This window comes from Pseudomonas sp. NFACC42-2, from assembly GCF_900116055.1.
Lineage (GTDB): Bacteria > Pseudomonadota > Gammaproteobacteria > Pseudomonadales > Pseudomonadaceae > Aquipseudomonas > Aquipseudomonas marginalis.
This window is the reverse complement of the sequence record NZ_FOZO01000007.1, coordinates 18,419-36,339: the sequence shown is the minus strand read 5'-3', so window position 1 is coordinate 36,339 and position 17,921 is coordinate 18,419. Positions and strand designations below refer to the sequence as shown.

Sequence of the window (17,921 nt, the reverse complement as noted above, 5' to 3'; positions counted from 1 at the left end):
GCCATCCCTCAAAACGACCGCACAATCCACCCCAACGTCTCCATCGCCTTCTCCGAGGCCTCGGTCCATGGGCTGCCGTAGTTCAGGCGAATACAGTTGCGAAAGCGCTGGGTCGCCGAAAAGATCGGCCCCGGCGCAATGCTGATGCCTTGCGCCAGGGCCATCTGGAACAACTTCAACGAATCGGTCTGCTCCGGCAACTCCAGCCACAGGAAATACCCGCCGGCCGGTTGGCTCACCCGTGTCTGCGCCGGGAAGTAGCGGGCGATCGCCGCCAGCATGGCGCTTTGCTGTTCTTCCAGGGCATAGCGCAGTTTACGTAAGTGGCGGTCATAGCCGCCATGTTGCAGGTAGTCGGCAATCGCCGCTTGCGCCGGCATCGAGGGGCACAGCGAGGTCATCAACTTCAAGCGCTCGACTTTCTGCGCATAGCGCCCGGCCGCCACCCAGCCGACGCGATAGCCCGGCGCCAGGCTCTTGGCGAAGGAGCCGCAGTGCATCACCAGGCCTTCGGTGTCGAAGGCCTTGGCCGGTTTAGGGGCCTGCTGCCCGTAGTAGAGCTCGGCGTACACATCGTCTTCGATCAACGGCACCTGGTGGCTGCGCAATAACTCGACCAGCGCCTGCTTCTTTGCTTCCGGCAATGTGGCGCCCATGGGGTTCTGGAAACTGGTCATGGTCCAGCAGGCCTTGATCGGGTAGCGCTCCAGGGTTTGCGCCAGGGCGTTGAGGTCGATGCCGTCGCGCGGGTGCACCGGGATTTCCACCGCCTTGAGCTTCAGGCGCTCCAGCACTTGCAGGCAGGCGTAGAACGCCGGGGCCTCGATCGCCACCAGGTCGCCCGGTTCGGTGACCGCTTGCAGGCACAGGTTCAACGCTTCCAGGGCGCCGTTGGTGATCAGCAGCTCTTCCATGGGCAGCATCAGGCCGCCGACCATATAGCGCAGGGCAATCTGCCGACGCAGTTGCGGGTTGCCCGGCGACATGTCGGTGACCACCAGGCGCGGGTCCATCTCGCGGCTGGCGCTGGCCAGGGAGCGGGCCAGGCGCGGCAGCGGGAACAGCATGGGGCTGGGGAAGGCCGAGCCGAAGGGCACGGTGTTGGGGTCTTTGATCGAATCGAGTACCGAGAACACCAGTTCGCTGACATCGACTTCGGTGGACTCATGCACCTGCTCGCTCACCACCGGCTCGGAGAACGGGCTGGGTGCATGGGTGTTGACGAAATAGCCGGAACGCGGCCGTGCCCGGATCAGCCCGCGACGCTCGAGCAGGTAGTAGGCCTGGAACACCGTGGACGGGCTGACGCCATAGGTCTGGCTGGCATAGCGCACCGACGGCACACGCTGGCCGGGGCCGAGCACGCCGGAGCGGATCAGTTCTGCGATGTCGTCGGCGAATTTTTCGTAGCGTTTCATGTTGGCCTTAAACAAATAGGTAATATGAGTGCAGCCCCCTCCCACATTTGATCTGCATCATTTTCGACAGCGAGGTCTCAGCGGTTCAGGGGTGCCACAAAGCGACTGTCGGCGGCGCTGTAGATCCACGGCTCGTCCACATCCGAAACCTTGAAGCGCACTGTCTGCGAACTGCTCGCCGGCCTGTCGGACAGCAACGCCACCGACACCGGCACATCGACGATTTCCCCCGGTGCCAGGCTGATCTCGGTCTTGCCTTGCAGTTGGAAACCCTCTGCATCCAGCAGCTCCACCCGGTATTCCTGGCGCTGCTGTGTCTTGTTGATGACCTTGAGGCTGTAGATGTTTTCGATCTGGCCCTGGGCGTTCTCGCGGAACATGCCGCGGTCCTTGGTCACGTCCAGCGACACCATTGGCCGCTCCACCAATGCCACCACCAACGCCGCAATCATCACCAGCAGCACCGCACTGTAGCCGATCAGGCGCGGCCTGAGCAGGTGGGTCTTGCCGCCTTGCAGTTGATGCTCGGAGGTGTAGCTCACCAAGCCTCGCGCATAGCCCATCTTGTCCATGATCGAATCACAGGCGTCGATGCACGCCGCGCAGCCGATGCACTCCATTTGCAGGCCGTCGCGGATGTCGATGCCGGTGGGGCAGACCTGCACGCACAGCTGGCAGTCGATACAGTCGCCCAGGCCGACATCGGCCGGCGTGACCTCGCGTTTGCGCGGGCCGCGATGCTCGCCACGGGCGCTATCGTAGGAAATGGTCAGAGTGTCTTTATCGAACATCACGCTCTGGAACCGCGCATACGGACACATGTGCATGCACACCGCTTCACGCAGCCAGCCGGCGTTGATGTAGGTGGCGGCGGTAAAAAACAGCACCCAGAACAGACTCACGCCCCCCATCTGCCAGGTCAGCAGTTCGGCGGCCAGGGGGCGGATCGGCGTGAAGTAGCCGACAAAGGTCAGCCCGGTGAGCACGCTGATGCCCAGCCACAACGTGTGTTTGGCCGAGCGCCGCGCGAGTTTGTTCAGGCTCCAGGGCGCCGCTTGCAGCTTGATGCGTTGGTTGCGCTCGCCCTCGGTGACCTTTTCGCACCACATGAACAGCCAGGTAAACGAGCTTTGCGGGCAGGTGTAGCCACACCACACGCGGCCGGCGAACACCGTAATCGCAAACAGGCCGAAGGCACAGATGATCAGCAACGCCGATAACAGGATGAAATCCTGGGGCCAGAAGGTGGCGCCGAAGATATGGAATTTGCTTTCGGCCAAGTCCCACAGCACGGCTTGCCGCCCACCCCAGTTCAGCCACACCGTGCCGAAGAACGCCAGGAACAGAAAGCCCGCGCCCGCCACGCGCAAGGTGCGGAACAGGCCGGTGAAACTGCGGGTATGGATCAGGTTGTCGCTGGATTTGGCCTTCACCTTCTTTGGGTGCATCGGCTCAAAGGTTTCCACGGTGGGGATTCGTTCGCTCATGGTCGTTCGCTCATCAGCCTCCATCAGGCCGATGAACTATGCGCGCCGGTCTGTTTGCATAACAGACTCAGGTGTGTGGATAAAAAGCGGATCAGATGGGTTTTGTGCAGGCGCCTGCGTCAATGTGCTGCACCCCGTGGCTGAAGGGGTGCAGCCCTGTTGAAGCAGTACTGATACAGATCAATTAAATCAGCGAACCAGGTTCTTCAGCCTTTACATGCTGGCGTCCATCATGGGCCCCTGCCACCGTCAGGGCGTCGGCCTCGGCTTCGGTGATATAGATCCGCTCAGCTGCCAGTTCCACGTAAGACATGGATTTGTCGGTGTCGGTAACGATATTGACCCTTGTCGCCGGCACACTCTGTTCCTGGCCGTTGTCATCAAGCATGAAGTAGCACAGTTGGTTTTCGATACGTAGGGGCATGCCGATCTCCTTTTTCGTGGGCTATGAAGGTTAGGGGGCGGCAATGTACGTGGGTTCAAGGCAACTGACTGGCGGTCGCGGCTGTCCATTCTTTATCAATAAAGACAAAGGACAGTGTTCATGAACGCTTGGTGGCATGAAGTGTGGCAAACCCTGCAGGCCGAATTCGCCGACCTGGGCGACGCAAAACAGCTCACTCAAATTACCGTTCGCCTGCTGATCGCGGCGCTGTTGGGGGGCATCCTCGGGTTTGAGCGCGAGCACAAGGGCAAGGCTGCCGGTGTGCGCACCCATATGCTGGTCGCAATGGGCGCCGCATTATTTGTGCTGGTGCCGCAGATGTCCGGCAATCAGGCAGATGCCATGAGCCGCGTGGTGCAGGGCGTGATTGCCGGGATTGGTTTCCTGGGCGCCGGCACCATCATCAAGGGCAAGGATGATGACGAGGGGCATGTGAAGGGCCTGACTACGGCCGCCGGTTTGTGGATGACCGCTGCGATTGGGGTCTCGGCCGGATTGGGTCGGGAATCGACAGCGGTGCTGAGTACCTTGCTGGCGTTGGCGGTGTTCAGCGTGATGCCAAAGATCGTCAAGCAGTTTGAAAAGGACTGACGATCACCGGCGGCATGGTCGTCGGCGGTTCCTCCACGGGTGGCGGTTCATTTTCCGGCGGTTCCTTCTCGGGAATCGGCTCGGGCTCCGTGGGGGGCAAGGTCGGGTTGTCGATATTCGGGTCCGGGGTTTCTGCCGGGATCGGGATATTCATCGGTGTGGCCTCCTTTGTGCTTTGCTCCAGTGGTGGACATCCGCCGGGGCCAATTGATTCCCCGCCCAATGGCGGTACATCCAGCTGAACTTTTAACCTCGGCCCAAGCTCGGACCTATAGCGGCCCTGCTCAGGGAGAGCGTGGCCGTATCGGAATTCGGATCAAGCAAAGAGCGTCCACAGGGCGTAAGGGGAAGATGCTCGATGACTGCTGAAACACTGGCTCCAGAAAGCTCCATATTGCCGCTGTCCCAGGCGCTGTTGCTGCCCAGGATCGCGATCGAAAGCACCTCACCCGTGATCGACGGCGGCGAATTTGCCGTCAAGGCGGTAGTGGGCCAGCGGGTCAACGTCACCAGCAAGGTATTCGCCGACGGCCACGACAAGCTGGCCGTATTGATCCGCTGGCGCCCGCTGCATGAAGAAAGCTGGCACAGCGTGGTCATGAACGACGTGGGCAACAATGGCTGGGAAGGTGCGTTTACCGTCACCGTCCAGGGCCCTCACGAATACTGCATCGAGGCCTGGATCGATACCTTCGCCAGCTTCTGCTATGAACTGCGCAAAAAACATGAAGCCGGGGTGCCGGTCAGCCTGGAGTTGCAGGAAGGCCGCAGCCTGGTGCTGCAGGCCGCCGAACGCAGCGACAACGAACTGCGCGACCGCCTGATGCTGTTGCACCACGAACTCTCCGGTTTGCTGGAAACCGAGCAGGTCGCGTTGTTTTTGCACGAAGACAGTGCGCACCTGATGACCCAGGCCGACCACCGCGCCTACTTGAGCATCAGCACCGTCTACCCGATTGATGTGGAGCGCGAGGCGGCGCAGTTTGCCAGTTGGTACGAGTTGTTTCCCCGTTCGATCACCGACGATCCGGCCCGCCACGGTACGTTCAACGACGTGCACTCGCGCTTGTCGATGATCCATGACATGGGGTTCGACGTGCTGTACTTCCCGCCGATCCACCCGATCGGACGCAGCCACCGCAAAGGCAAGAACAATTCCCTGACCGCAGGCCCCGATGATCCTGGCAGCCCATATGCCATCGGCAGCGAGGAGGGCGGCCACGAGGCCATCCACCCGCAGTTGGGCAGCCGTGATGACTTCCGGCGCCTGGTCAAGGCTGCCGCCGAGCATGGCCTGGAAATCGCCCTGGATTTCGCCATCCAGTGCTCCCAGGACCATCCGTGGCTCAAAGAGCACCCGGGCTGGTTCAACTGGCGCCCGGACGGCACGATCAAATATGCCGAGAACCCGCCAAAGAAGTACCAGGACATCGTCAACGTCGACTTTTATGCTGCGGATGCGATCCCAGGCCTGTGGACCGAACTGCGCGACATCGTGGTGGGCTGGGTGGAAGAGGGCGTGAAGACCTTTCGCGTCGACAACCCCCACACCAAGCCGCTGCCCTTTTGGCAGTGGCTGATCGCCGATGTACGGGCAAAGTATCCCGAGGTGATTTTCCTCGCCGAGGCGTTCACCACCCCGGCGATGATGGCACGCTTGGGCAAGGTCGGTTACTCCCAGAGCTATACCTACTTCACCTGGCGCAATACCAAGGCCGAACTGGCCGAATACCTGGCGCAATTGAACGAGTCGCCGTGGCGCGAATGCTACCGGCCGAATTTCTTCGTCAACACGCCGGATATCAACCCAGGCTTCCTGCATGAGTCCGGGCGCCCAGGTTTCTTGATCCGCGCCGCGCTGGCCACCATGGGCTCGGGCCTGTGGGGCATGTATTCGGGCTTTGAGCTGTGTGAAGCGGCACCGGTGCCGGGCAAAGAGGAATACCTGGACTCGGAGAAATACGAGATTCGCCCTCGGGACTTCACCGCACCCGGCAATATCATCGCCGAGATCGCCCAGCTCAACCGCATCCGCCGCCAAAACCCGGCCTTGCAGACCCACCTGGGCCTGAAGCTCTACAACGCCTGGAACGACAATATCCTGTACTTCGGCAAGCGCAGCGAGGATGGCAGCAACTTCATTCTCGTAGCGGTCAACCTCGACCCGTTCAATGCCCAGGAAGCCCACTTCGAGTTGCCATTGTGGGAACTGGGCCTGCCGGACGATGCGCAGACCCAGGGTGAAGACCTGATGAACGGTCACCGCTGGACCTGGTATGGCAAGACCCAGTGGACGCGGCTGGAGCCGCAGATGCCGTTCGGGATCTGGCGCATCAGCACCTCCTGAGCCTGGTGAAGATCAACATGTGGGAGGGGGCTTGCCCCCGATAGCGGTGTGTCAGCCACTGAATACCCACCTGAAAGACCGCTATCGGGGGCAAGCCCCCTCCCACATTGACCCGGTTCAGTCTGCACGATTTTTCGAGTATTTCAGGAGTTTCCAATGGCGAAGAAACCCAAGGCTGCCACCTTCATCAAAGACCCGCTCTGGTACAAGGACGCGGTGATCTACCAGGTTCACGTCAAATCCTATTTCGACTCCAACAACGACGGCATCGGTGATTTTCCCGGTCTGATCGCCAAGCTCGACTACATCGCCGACCTGGGTGTCAACACCATCTGGCTGCTGCCGTTCTACCCCTCGCCACGCCGCGATGACGGCTATGACATTGCCGAATACCGGGGCGTGCACAGCGACTACGGAACCATGGCCGATGCCCGGCGCTTTATCGCCGAAGCCCACAAGCGCGGGTTGCGGGTCATCACTGAACTGGTGATCAACCACACCTCCGACCAGCACCCGTGGTTTCAGAGGGCACGCAAGGCCAAGCCGGGCTCGGCGGCGCGGGACTTCTACGTGTGGTCCGATGACGACCAGAAATACGACGGCACCCGCATCATTTTCCTCGACACCGAAAAGTCCAACTGGACCTGGGACCCGGTCGCCGGCCAGTACTTCTGGCACCGCTTCTATTCCCACCAGCCGGACCTCAATTTCGACAACCCGCAGGTAATGAAAGCCGTGCTGTCGGTGATGCGCTACTGGCTGGACATGGGCATCGACGGCCTGCGCCTGGACGCCATCCCCTACCTGATCGAGCGCGATGGCACCAACAACGAAAACCTGCCGGAAACCCACGACGTCCTCAAGCAGATCCGCGCCGAGATCGACGCCCATTACCCCGACCGCATGCTGCTCGCCGAGGCCAACCAATGGCCGGAAGACACGCAGCTGTATTTCGGCGACCGCAAGGGCGATGACGGCGACGAATGCCACATGGCGTTCCACTTCCCGCTGATGCCACGCATGTACATGGCGCTGGCCCAGGAGGATCGCTTCCCGATCACCGATATCCTGCGCCAGACCCCGGAGATCCCCGCCAACTGCCAATGGGCGATCTTCCTGCGCAACCACGATGAACTGACCCTGGAAATGGTCACCGATAAAGAGCGCGACTACTTGTGGAACTACTACGCCGCTGACCGCCGCGCACGCATCAACCTGGGCATTCGCCGGCGCCTGGCGCCCCTGATGGAGCGCGACCGTCGCCGGGTCGAGTTGCTCAACAGCCTGCTGCTGTCGATGCCCGGCACGCCGACCCTGTATTACGGCGACGAAATCGGCATGGGCGACAATATCTACCTTGGCGACCGCGATGGCGTGCGCACGCCGATGCAATGGTCCATCGACCGCAACGGCGGTTTCTCCCGCGCCGACCCGGCCAGCCTGGTGCTGCCACCGATCATGGATCCGCAATACGGCTACCTGTCGGTCAACGTCGAAACCCAGGCCCAGGACCCGCACTCGCTGTTGAACTGGACCCGCCGCATGCTGGCGGTGCGCAAGCAGTCCAAGGCGTTTGGGCGTGGCAGCCTGAAAATGCTCTCGCCAAGCAATCGCCGCATCCTGGCGTATACCCGCGAATTCACCGGCGAAGACGGGCGCAACGAAATCATCCTGTGCGTGGCCAACGTCTCGCGCAGCGCCCAGGCGGCCGAGCTGGACCTGTCGGCCTTCGCCGGCATGGTCCCGGTAGAGATGCTCGGCGGCAATGCGTTCCCGCCCATCGGCCAGCTGAATTTCCTGCTGACCCTGGCGCCGTATGGCTTCTATTGGTTCGTGCTGGCGGCGGAAAACCAGATGCCCAGCTGGCACGTGGAGCCGGCGCAAAGCATGCCGGACTTCACCACCCTGGTATTGAAAAAACGCATGGAAGAGCTGCTCGACGAACCGTGTCGCACCACCCTCGAACAGACCTCGCTGCCCGCCTGGCTGCCCAAGCGCCGTTGGTTTGCCGGCAAGGACACCGCCATCGACAGCGTGCGTATCGCCTACGGTGTGCGCTTTGGCGACCCGCAGCATCCGGTCTTGCTCAGCGAGCTTGAAGTGACCGCCGGTGGCCAGGTCAGTCGGTATCAGCTGCCGTTCGGTTTTCTTGGCGAAGACCAGTTCACCAGCGCCTTGCCGCAACAGTTGGCCCTGGCCCGGGTACGGCGGGTGCGTCAGGTCGGCCTGGTGACGGACGCCTTCAGCCTGGAGCACTTTATTCGCGCGGTGATCCAAGGCCTGCAGGCCGGTACCGTGTTAAACGGCAGCGACGGCGACCTGCGCTTCGAAGCCACGCCACACTTGGACACGCTGCAACTGACGGGCGAGTCGCCGGTGCGTTACTTGTCTGCCGAGCAGTCCAACAGCTCGGTGGTGGTGGGCGAGAGCCTGGTGCTCAAGCTGATCCGCAAAGTCAGCGCGGGGGTGCACCCGGAGCTGGAAATGAGCGCCTACCTGACGCAGGCGGGTTACCCGAATATCTCGCCGCTGATGGGTTCGGTGATTCGCCATGATGGCGCCGGCGAGGACAACCTGCTGATGATCGCCCAGGGCTACTTGAGCAACCAGGGCGACGCATGGAGCTGGACCCAGAACAACCTGGAGCGTGCGATTCGCGATGAACTGGCCGAGGCCATCTCCGAACAGGAACAGCATTACAACGCTTTGGGTGAGCTGGCGGACTTCGCCGGGTTGCTCGGCCAGCGCCTGGGTGAAATGCACGGGGTACTGGGCGCCAAAACGACCAATAAGGACTTCAAGCCCGAACCGACCAGCGCCAAGGATACCCAAGCCTGGGCCAAGGACGTTGGCGCGCAGATCGACCGTGCATTGCAATTGCTCAAACTGCATCAAAGCCAATTGAACCCCGCCGATCAGGCGCTGGTCAGTGAATTGCTGGCGCAGAAAAAAGCCATCGGCGCGCATGTCCAGGCGCTGGCGAAAGCCACCTTGGGCGGGCTGCGCATTCGCGTTCATGGTGACTTGCACCTGGGCCAGGTGCTGGTGGTGAAGGGCGATGCCTACCTGATCGACTTTGAAGGCGAACCCGCGCGGCCGTTGCATGAACGGCGCGGCAAGCACAGCCCGTATAAAGATGTGAGCGGTGTGCTGCGCTCCTTTGATTACGCGGCGGCCATGGCCTTGAACGTACAAGGGGTGGACCACTCGCCCGCAGCGGACCAGGCGCGCAGACGCGTGACCGATCGCTACCTGAAGGAGGCCCGCCAGGCATTTATCCAGGCTTATCAGGCCGCTGCGTCTACACTGGCGCATGACTGGCAGGATGCCAAGGGCCAGGACGCCGCGCTGACGTTGTTCAGCCTGGAGAAGGCCGCGTATGAGGTAGCGTACGAAGCGGAAAACCGTCCGACCTGGTTGCCGGTGCCCCTGCAGGGCTTGCACGGGTTGTTGAGCGGGATTACATCTAAATCGAACACTGCACGCGGTGGGGAGACGTCATGAGCTTTACGAATAAAGAACCGCTGCAACCGAAGTTGACAGCCATGCCGGCGTCCAAGGACGTCGAAGCGCTGGTGCGCGCGGAGCACCACGACCCGTTTTCCATTCTCGGGCCACACGATGACGAGCAGGGCGGCCAATTTATCCGCGCGTTCCTGCCGGAGGCCTTGAGCGTCCAGGTGCTGAGCCGCGATGGCGGTGAACAGATCGGCGACCTGGATGCGACCCAGGTGCCGGGCCTGTTCGTCGGGCAGTTCAACACCCGCCAGGCGTACTTGCTGAAAATCCAGTGGGCCGGTGGCGAGCAGATCACCGAAGACCCTTACAGCTTCCAGCAACTGTTGCTGGGGGAGATGGACCTGTACCTGTTCGCCGAAGGCAACCACCGTGACCTCAGCAGTTGCCTGGGGGCCCAGGTGACCAGCGTCGATGGCGTAGACGGCGTGCGTTTTGCCGTGTGGGCGCCGAATGCGCGGCGGGTTTCGGTGGTGGGAGACTTCAATATCTGGGACGGCCGCCGCCACCCGATGCGCCTGCGGCATCCGTCGGGCGTGTGGGAAATCTTCATTCCACGCCTGCAACCTGGCGCCGCCTACAAGTACGAAATCCTCGGCGCCCACGGGATTCTGCCGCTCAAGGCCGACCCGATGGCGCTGGCGACCCAGTTGCCACCCGATACCGCCTCGAAAGTCGCTGCGCCGTTGCAGGTGGATTGGCAGGACCATGAGTGGATGCAAGCGCGGGTCGAGCGCCAGAAGGCCACGGCGCCGCTGTCGATCTACGAGCTGCACGTGGGCTCCTGGCAGTGCGAGCTGGACGAGGCCGGCGAAGTGGCGCGCCAGTACAACTGGCGCGAGCTGGCCGAGCGGTTGGTGCCGTACGTGCAGCAACTGGGCTTCACCCACGTTGAATTGATGCCGATCATGGAACACCCGTTCGGCGGTTCGTGGGGTTACCAGGCGCTTTCACAGTTCGCACCGACGGCGCGTTTTGGCTCGCCGGAGGACTTCGCCTATTTCATCAACGCGCTCCATCAGGCCGATATCGGCGTGATCCTCGACTGGGTGCCGGCGCATTTCCCCACCGACACCCACGGCCTGGCGCAATTCGACGGCACTGCGTTGTACGAATATGCCAACCCGCTGGAAGGCTTCCACCAGGACTGGGACACGCTGATCTACAACCTGGGCCGCACCGAGGTCCACGGCTTCATGCTGGCCTCGGCGCTGCATTGGCTCAAACACTTCCACATTGACGGACTGCGCGTGGATGCGGTGGCGTCGATGCTGTACCGCGACTATTCGCGCAAGGCCGGCGAATGGGTGCCCAACCGCCATGGCGGGCGCGAGAACCTGGAAGCCATTGACTTCCTGCGCCATTTGAACGACGTGGTGGCACTGGAAGCGCCCGGCGCCCTGGTGATCGCCGAAGAGTCCACCGCCTGGCCCGGCGTCAGCCAGCCCACCCAACAGGGCGGCCTGGGCTTCAACTACAAGTGGAACATGGGCTGGATGCACGATTCCTTGCATTACATCCAGCAGGATCCGGTCTACCGCGCCCACCACCATAACGAGCTGAGCTTCGGCCTGGTGTATGCGTGGTCCGAGCGTTTCATCCTGCCGATTTCCCACGATGAAGTGGTGCACGGCAAGCACTCGCTGATCGACAAGATGCCCGGCGACCGTTGGCAGAAGTTTGCCAACCTGCGCGCCTACCTGGCGTTCATGTGGATGCATCCGGGCAAGAAGCTGCTGTTCATGGGCTGCGAATTCGGCCAGTGGCGCGAGTGGAACCACGACCAGCAACTGGACTGGTACTTGCTGCAGTACGCCGAGCACAAAGGCGTGCAAAAGCTGGTGGGTGACTTGAATCGCCTGTATCGCGAAGAGCCGGCCCTGCACGAGCAGGATGATGCGCCCCAGGGTTTCCAGTGGCTGATCGGCGACGACGCGATCAACAGCGTCTACGCCTGGCTGCGCTGGAGCAAGGACGGCAAGCCGGTGCTGGTGGTGGCCAATTTCACCCCGGTGCCCCGTGAGGCCTACAGGGTGGGTGTACCGTTCGGTGGGCGTTGGAGCGAGGTAATCAACAGCGACGCCGACACCTACGCGGGTTCCAATTACGGCAATGGCGGTGGCGTGTTCACCGAGGATGAGCCACGCCATGGGCAACCGGTGTCGCTGTCGTTGAACCTGCCGCCGTTGGGGGTGCTGATTTTGCGGCCTGACGGGAGTTAAAGGCTCTACCCTGCTGGATTCAGTTGTCCACGCTGGTGGCAGGGTGCCACAATGGCGCCTTTGTCATGGCAGTCGAATCAGGCGAATTTCATGAATGGCCTTGGGCATGGGCGGGACCAGGATTGCTTTATAGAGGCACAGGTGCGAACCGACCGTTTGCACCAGTTGTTTCGCCAGTCATTTGCAGCCATTTTCGGCAGCTACATGGCAGCCGCCATGCTCTGCTGGCTGTGCTGGGAGCGCTTCGATCACACGTTGATGCTGGTGTGGCTGGTGGTGCTGGGCGCGTCGTCGCTGCTGCGGGTCAAGATGTTCCTGGACTGGTTTCGCTGCCCCAACAGCGAACGCACCCCGGACCGCTGGGAGCGCCGCTACTGGGTCACGCTGGTACTGTCCGCGAGCATCTGGGGGGCTGGGGCACTCGCGCTGATGCCCCCCGATGATCGGTTGTCCCAGGCGCTGGTGATGCTGTTCACCGTGGGGATGTCGGTCAGTGCGGTGTCGTGTTATTCGGCCTATCGCTATATGACCCTGGTGTCCATCGGCCTGGTGTTGCTGCCGTGCACCCTGTGGCTGTTGTTCCAGCCGACATCGATGCAAGTGGGCATCGGCATCGCGGTCCTGGTGTTTTCCACGTTTGTGGCCAGTGCCACGCGCAAGTTGTCCGATGCACTGGAGAAAGCCTTTCGCCTGACCCGGCAAATGGAACGGGCCCATAACATCTCGACCCGTGCCGCACAGACCGATGAGCTGACCGGCCTGATGAACCGCCGGGCGTTTTTCGAACATGCGCAATTGCTGTATGCGCAATGCCGTCATAACCAGCAGCCGCTGTGCGCGCTGATGATGGACATGGACCACTTCAAGCAAATCAACGACACCTATGGGCACCAGGCCGGCGATCAGGTCTTGCGCCAGATTGGCGGGGTGATCAGTGCGTCGTTCCGCAAGGCCGATGTGTATGGCCGCCTGGGCGGCGAAGAGTTTGCCGTGTTGTTGCCCAATACGTCGTTGGACACCGCGCGCACTATCGCCGAGGGCCTGATCAAGGCTATCGCCGGTTTGGCCGCCGAGCCGGTCCAAGGGCTGTCAGCCAGCCTTGGGGTGGCGTTCACCCATGCCGTGGACGAGGACCTGCACGGCCTGATGAACAGCGCCGACAAAGCGCTGTACCGGGCCAAGGCGTTGGGCCGCAACCAGGTGGCCGTGGCGGAGTAGGGCGCTGCTCAGTCCTTGTGCATGGCTTTGATCAATACCCGCGAAACCTGCTCGGCAGAATAAGGCTTGGGCAGGAACTCGAAGCCGTCATAGCCATTGTCTGCCAGCTCTTCGCTGTAGCCCGAGGTCAGTATCACCGGCAGGTCCGCCCGACGCTGGCGCAACAGCTTGGCCATGGCGACGCCGGTGATACCGGGCATGACTACGTCGGAGAAGATCACATCGAAAGCCCTCCCATCGTGCCCCGCAAGGGTCAGGGCCTGTTCGGCATCGGTCACCCAGGTGGCCTGGTAGCCCAGGTCTTGAAGAATCTGGCTGGCAAACCGCCCGATCTCCAGGTTGTCCTCCACAATCAGCACCCGGCACTGTGATGTGTCGTGGGACGAAGCCGGCGCTTCCTCGCAGGGGGGCGGCAGCGCTGCTTCGGCTTCGACCTGGGGCAGATACAAGGTGAATACGCTGCCTTGGCCGGGCGTGCTGGTCACATCGATATTGCCCCCCGACTGCTTGGCGAAGCCGAAGACTTGCGACAGGCCCAGGCCGGTGCCTTTACCCACCGCCTTGGTGGTGAAGAACGGCTCGAAAATGCGTTCGACGGTGTCTTCGGGAATGCCGGGGCCGGTATCGGCGAGCGAAATGGCGACATACGCCTTACCCGACCCGGCGTCGCCGCGAATATGGGGCAACGGCTGTGCCCCGAGGACTTTCAGGGTCAGGGTGCCCTGGCCCTCCATTGCGTCCCGTGCATTGAGGGCGATGTTGATCAGTGCGGTTTCAAACTGGCTGGCATCGATCCGCGCAAAACACGGCTGCGAAGGCATCTCGACACGTACATGAATACGCGCGCCTGTGACGCTCTCCAGCATCTCGCCGATGTTCTGTACGCGCTGGCCCACGTCGAAGACTTCCGGGTTCAGCGGTTGGCGGCGGGCAAAGGCGAGCAATTGGCTGGTCAACTTGCTGGCCCGCTCTACGGTATCCGCCACCGCGCCCATATAGCGCTGGCGACGCTGTTCCGACAGGTCTGGCTGACGCAGGAAGTCCACCGATGAGCGAATGATGGTCAGCAGGTTGTTGAAGTCATGGGCCACGCCGCCGGTGAGTTGGCCGATGGCTTCGAGTTTCTGCGACTGGCGCAGTGCGGCTTCGGCCTTGGCCAGCGCCAGGGTGCGTTCTTCGACGCGCTGTTCGAGAGTGGTGTTCAGTTCGGCATAGGCCGCCAGGCCCTTGCGCACATCGGCATCGGCACGCACGCGCTCGATATGCGCCCATGAGCGCTCGGTGACTTCCCGCAACAGGGCCAGGTCGTAGGGTGACCAGGGACGTGGGTTTTTGTCATGGACGGCCATCAGGGCCGTCAGGCGACCGTTCTTGATCAGCGGCATGCAGATCGTCGCCGTCACCCCCAGGGCCTGGAAGGTGGCGGACTCCGCGGGTGGCAACTCGCGCAGATTGTCGTGGATCACCAGGGGCTCGCCGGCGCGCAGGCATTTGACGGCCATCTCGCCAAACGCCGCCAGGCTGTAGCGGCCGATGATGCTGGGCGAGCCGGGCGCGGTCCAATTGTCACGAATGGTAAAGCCGTCTTCATCGGCGTCCATGTCGGCGTAGGCGCAATTGCTCACCTGCAGGTGCTCGGCCAGCAACCGGGTGGTGCTGGTCATGATGGCTTCGGCATCGGCGGCGTTGACCACCGCGTTGCCGATGGCGTCCAGCACCGCCAGGCGGCGTGCCAGGAACACGGTGGAGGTGGTCTCGGTGACGGTGTCGAGCATACCGACCACCTTGCCTTGGGGGTCGCGGATCGGGCTGTAGCAGAAGGTGAAGTACGCCTGCTCCCGCCTCGGGCCGCGTTCAATCACCAGGGGGAAGTTTTCGATATAAGTGGCGTGGCCCTCGAAGGCCGCGTTGGCGATGGGACTGACGTCATCCCACACCTCGGCCCACACTTCGTTGAACGGGCGCCCCAACGCGTAGGGTTTGCTGCCCAGGATCGGGATAAACGCATCGTTGTAGAGTGTGATCAGCTGCGGGCCCCAGACAATCGCCTGGGGAAAGCTGGAGGCGAAGCACAGCGCCACGGTGGTCTTTAATACGTCCGGCCACTGTTCCAGCGGTCCTAGGGGCGTACTGGCCCAATCATGCTGACGTACTTGCTCAGCCATGTCGCTGCTGCTTTGCAGCCAATTCATCATTGGGAGAACACCTTGTATTCCGGAATCTTTAACGCGCCCGCAAGGATGTGGCGTAAAGCTACAGACCTGTCTGGTCGCTGCCAGTTCAGCACGATTATCCGCTAGATGGCATTTTGATGCTGTATTCGTTTGAAGGAGCGAAGGGCCGGGGGGTGGGCGCTTGCCCAACCCTTATTGCGTGCCGAATAAAGCGGTCCAGTAGATGCCCGCGTCACTCTTCGGGTCCATGGCATAGGCTGCGCCCAATTCGCGAAATTGCGGGTTCATCAGGTTGGCGCAATGACCCGGGCTGGCGAGCCAGCCGTCGACCACCTTGCGCGGGGTGTCCAGGCCGGCGGCGATGTTTTCGCCGATGTTCTTCGCGATATACCCGGCCAGTTCCGCGCGGTCGCCAGGCGTGCGGCCGTCGTGGTCCAGGTGGTCGAAGAAATTGCCGTTGGCCATGTTGCGCGTGTGGCTGTTGGCGGCCCCGGCCAGCGCCTCGTTCCACGACAATGGCGTGGTCGCGGTAAACGCCTGGGTGCCGCACTGGCGCGGTTGCGTGCGGGCGGCATTGATCAGGTCGAGCAGCTTGCGGCCTTCGGTTTGCCAATCGCCCAGGCCGCTGGACAGCAACGGGCGGGCCAGCACGATGCGCCAGTCCTGGCCGCTGTTGCTCACGCCGATGTCGACGAATTGCGGGTCCAGCACCACCCGGCAGAAACTCTCGCGCACGGCTTTCATGGCTGCCTGGGCGTCCTTGGGCCCGGACAGGCTGATGGCCTGCACGTTGACCATCGGGTACGCGGCACGGGCCAGGGCCTGCTGCAGGTCACCGACGTTACTGGCCGGCAGCACCAGCCGTGTATCGTTGGCCAACGGTGGCAGTTCCTGGGAACCCTGGTCGCCGCAGCGCTGCACCTGGCTGCGGTACTCGTTGATCTGTTGCACCAACTGACTTTCTTCATTCGCCATCGCGCTGGCGCAGAACACCGTACTGGCGGCCAGCGTCGTAAGACCCATCATCAATGACAGAACGCGCATGGACGTTACCCTTGAGCTTGAAAGTGCCCATGATGCGCGATGTGGGTGCGTCCATGCACCCGTTGGTCCGAACTTTTTTGCTCAGTTCTTGAATGCAGAGTGTTTGCGGCCCTGGTCGCACAAGGCAAACACCACCACCAGCAGCGCGGATATGCCGAGGATGATCACCACGCCATCGGTGGAGTGGGTGGCCGATGCCGCCACCATCGACAGGGCGCCCAGCGGCGCCAGGCCACCGGCGATGGCCGTGCCGATTTCGCGCCCGGTGCCGAAGCCCGAAGAGCGGGTCTGGGTGGGGAACTGGCGGCTGAGGAACGAACCCTGTGGGGCAAACATCATCGGCGCCAGGATGCCGGTGCCTACGCCGATGGCGATGTAGATCATCAGGCTTTCGCCGGTATTGAGCAGGGCCAGGAACGGGTAGGCGAACAGCAGCGAGCAGACCCCACCGAGGATCAGCACAAGCTTGCTGCTCCACTTGTCGCAGAGCCAGCCGAAACACGGCACGGCGACGATGGCGATCAGGCTGGCGATGGTCACCGACAGCGAGGTGACGTGCACATCCACGCCTTTGAACTGGGTCAGGTAGGCCAGGGAGAAGGTCTTGAAGATGTAGCTCAGGGCGTTGTAGCCAATGGCCACGAAGAACACCACGGCGAGGCCCTTCAGGTCGTTCTTGAACAAGGCTTTCAGGGGCGAAGCCTTGGCCTTGGCGGCTGCTTTGGTCAGTTCCTTGAATTCGGGGGTTTCCGGAATGCTGTTACGCACCCACAGGCCGACGCCGACCAGGACGATGCTGCAGATAAACGGAATGCGCCAGCCACCGGCCAGGAGGAACTCATTACCGTTGATGGTCAGCAGGTACACGGTAAGCGACGACAGCAACAGGCCCAGGTTCAGGCCCAGTGCGGGCCACGCACCCTGGCTGCCACGCTTGCCCTGGGCGGCGTGTTCGTAGGAGGTGACTGCCGCCCCCGACAGCTCGGCGCCGGCGCCCAGGCCCTGGATGATGCGGATAAACACCAGCACGATCGGTGCCCAGATGCCGATGGAGGCGTAGCTGGGGATCAGGCCGATCAGCGTGGTGCACACGCCCATCAGGCAGAAGGTCAGCACCAGTACCTGTTTGCGCCCGAACTTGTCGCCCAGGTAGCCAAACAGGATGCCGCCGAACGGGCGTGCAATAAAGCCGATGGCGAAGGTGGAGAAGGCCATCAGCGTGGCCGTCTTCGGATCGCTGTTATCGAAGAAGATCTTCGAGAACACAATGGCCGCCATGGTGGCGTACAGGTAAAAGTCGTACCACTCCAACATCGAGCCAAAGATGGTTGCCGCTGCGACTTTGCGCAGGCGTTTGCGCGTTTGCTCGGGCGTTTCGGTGCCGGAGAGGGGGGCGGATGCCGTCATGCTGTACTTCCTTCTGGGTCTTTGTAGTTATTGTCAAATGGACGTGTGGTGC

The 17,921-nt window shown here is 62.1% G+C and carries 12 protein-coding genes; 5 read left to right on the top strand and 7 right to left on the bottom strand.

Features of this window, described 5'->3' with window-relative positions:
* Nucleotides 1–8: 8 nt before the first annotated feature.
* The 3 genes from mapR to BM416_RS15245 all read right to left on the bottom strand — a co-directional run bounded on the left by mapR (nucleotide 9) and on the right by BM416_RS15245 (nucleotide 3,329).
* The gene (mapR, locus tag BM416_RS15255) at nucleotides 9–1,418 is read right to left on the bottom strand and encodes a GntR family transcriptional regulator MpaR (RefSeq protein WP_092488597.1); all 1,410 of its coding nucleotides are present in this window, start codon (nucleotides 1,416–1,418) and stop codon (nucleotides 9–11) included.
* A gap of 77 nt (nucleotides 1,419–1,495) precedes the next feature.
* Nucleotides 1,496–2,905 carry a cytochrome c oxidase accessory protein CcoG gene (gene ccoG, locus BM416_RS15250; RefSeq protein ID WP_092488596.1) on the bottom strand — a complete coding sequence of 470 codons (1,410 nt, stop codon included), beginning with the start codon at nucleotides 2,903–2,905 and terminating at the stop codon, nucleotides 1,496–1,498.
* Between the two features lie 184 nt (nucleotides 2,906–3,089).
* Complete coding sequence (locus tag BM416_RS15245) at nucleotides 3,090–3,329, bottom strand: DUF3203 family protein (protein WP_092488595.1); 240 nt, start codon at nucleotides 3,327–3,329, stop codon at nucleotides 3,090–3,092.
* A gap of 120 nt (nucleotides 3,330–3,449) precedes the next feature.
* Between BM416_RS15245 and BM416_RS15240 the strand changes: the two genes are divergently transcribed.
* Nucleotides 3,450–3,941, top strand: coding sequence for an MgtC/SapB family protein (locus BM416_RS15240; RefSeq protein WP_092488594.1), 492 nt, complete (start codon nucleotides 3,450–3,452; stop codon nucleotides 3,939–3,941).
* Here the strand turns inward: BM416_RS15240 and BM416_RS30570 are convergent.
* Nucleotides 3,919–4,095 carry a hypothetical protein gene (locus tag BM416_RS30570; RefSeq protein WP_175539067.1) on the bottom strand — a complete coding sequence of 59 codons (177 nt, stop codon included), beginning with the start codon at nucleotides 4,093–4,095 and terminating at the stop codon, nucleotides 3,919–3,921. The genes BM416_RS15240 and BM416_RS30570 overlap by 23 nt on opposite strands.
* A gap of 204 nt (nucleotides 4,096–4,299) precedes the next feature.
* Here BM416_RS30570 and BM416_RS15235 point away from each other — a divergent pair, with 204 nt between their 5' ends.
* The 4 genes from BM416_RS15235 (at nucleotide 4,300) to BM416_RS15220 (ending at nucleotide 13,244) form a co-directional block, all read left to right on the top strand.
* Nucleotides 4,300–6,288 (top strand): alpha-1,4-glucan--maltose-1-phosphate maltosyltransferase, encoded by a 1,989-nt coding sequence (locus tag BM416_RS15235; protein ID WP_092488593.1) that lies wholly within the window; start codon nucleotides 4,300–4,302, stop codon nucleotides 6,286–6,288.
* A gap of 156 nt (nucleotides 6,289–6,444) precedes the next feature.
* Nucleotides 6,445–9,792 carry a maltose alpha-D-glucosyltransferase gene (gene treS / locus BM416_RS15230; RefSeq protein ID WP_092488592.1) on the top strand — a complete coding sequence of 1,116 codons (3,348 nt, stop codon included), beginning with the start codon at nucleotides 6,445–6,447 and terminating at the stop codon, nucleotides 9,790–9,792.
* A complete protein-coding gene (gene glgB, locus BM416_RS15225; RefSeq protein ID WP_092488591.1) occupies nucleotides 9,789–12,026 on the top strand; it encodes a 1,4-alpha-glucan branching protein GlgB in 2,238 nt (745 codons plus the stop codon). The genes treS and glgB overlap by 4 nt, the downstream gene beginning before the upstream one ends.
* A 51-nt stretch (nucleotides 12,027–12,077) precedes the next feature.
* Nucleotides 12,078–13,244 carry a GGDEF domain-containing protein gene (locus BM416_RS15220; RefSeq protein ID WP_092488590.1) on the top strand — a complete coding sequence of 389 codons (1,167 nt, stop codon included), beginning with the start codon at nucleotides 12,078–12,080 and terminating at the stop codon, nucleotides 13,242–13,244.
* 8 nt (nucleotides 13,245–13,252) lie between these two features.
* On the opposite strand, the gene BM416_RS15215 is transcribed toward BM416_RS15220, so the two are convergent.
* The 3 genes from BM416_RS15215 to BM416_RS15205 all read right to left on the bottom strand — a co-directional run bounded on the left by BM416_RS15215 (nucleotide 13,253) and on the right by BM416_RS15205 (nucleotide 17,869).
* A complete protein-coding gene (locus BM416_RS15215) occupies nucleotides 13,253–15,439 on the bottom strand; it encodes a GAF domain-containing hybrid sensor histidine kinase/response regulator (RefSeq protein WP_092488589.1) in 2,187 nt (728 codons plus the stop codon).
* A 171-nt stretch (nucleotides 15,440–15,610) separates the two neighbouring features.
* Nucleotides 15,611–16,462, bottom strand: coding sequence for a CAP domain-containing protein (locus BM416_RS15210; protein ID WP_092488588.1), 852 nt, complete (start codon nucleotides 16,460–16,462; stop codon nucleotides 15,611–15,613).
* Nucleotides 16,463–16,543: 81 nt separating this feature from the next.
* Nucleotides 16,544–17,869, bottom strand: coding sequence for an MFS transporter (locus tag BM416_RS15205; RefSeq protein WP_092488587.1), 1,326 nt, complete (start codon nucleotides 17,867–17,869; stop codon nucleotides 16,544–16,546).
* Nucleotides 17,870–17,921: the final 52 nt, after the last annotated feature.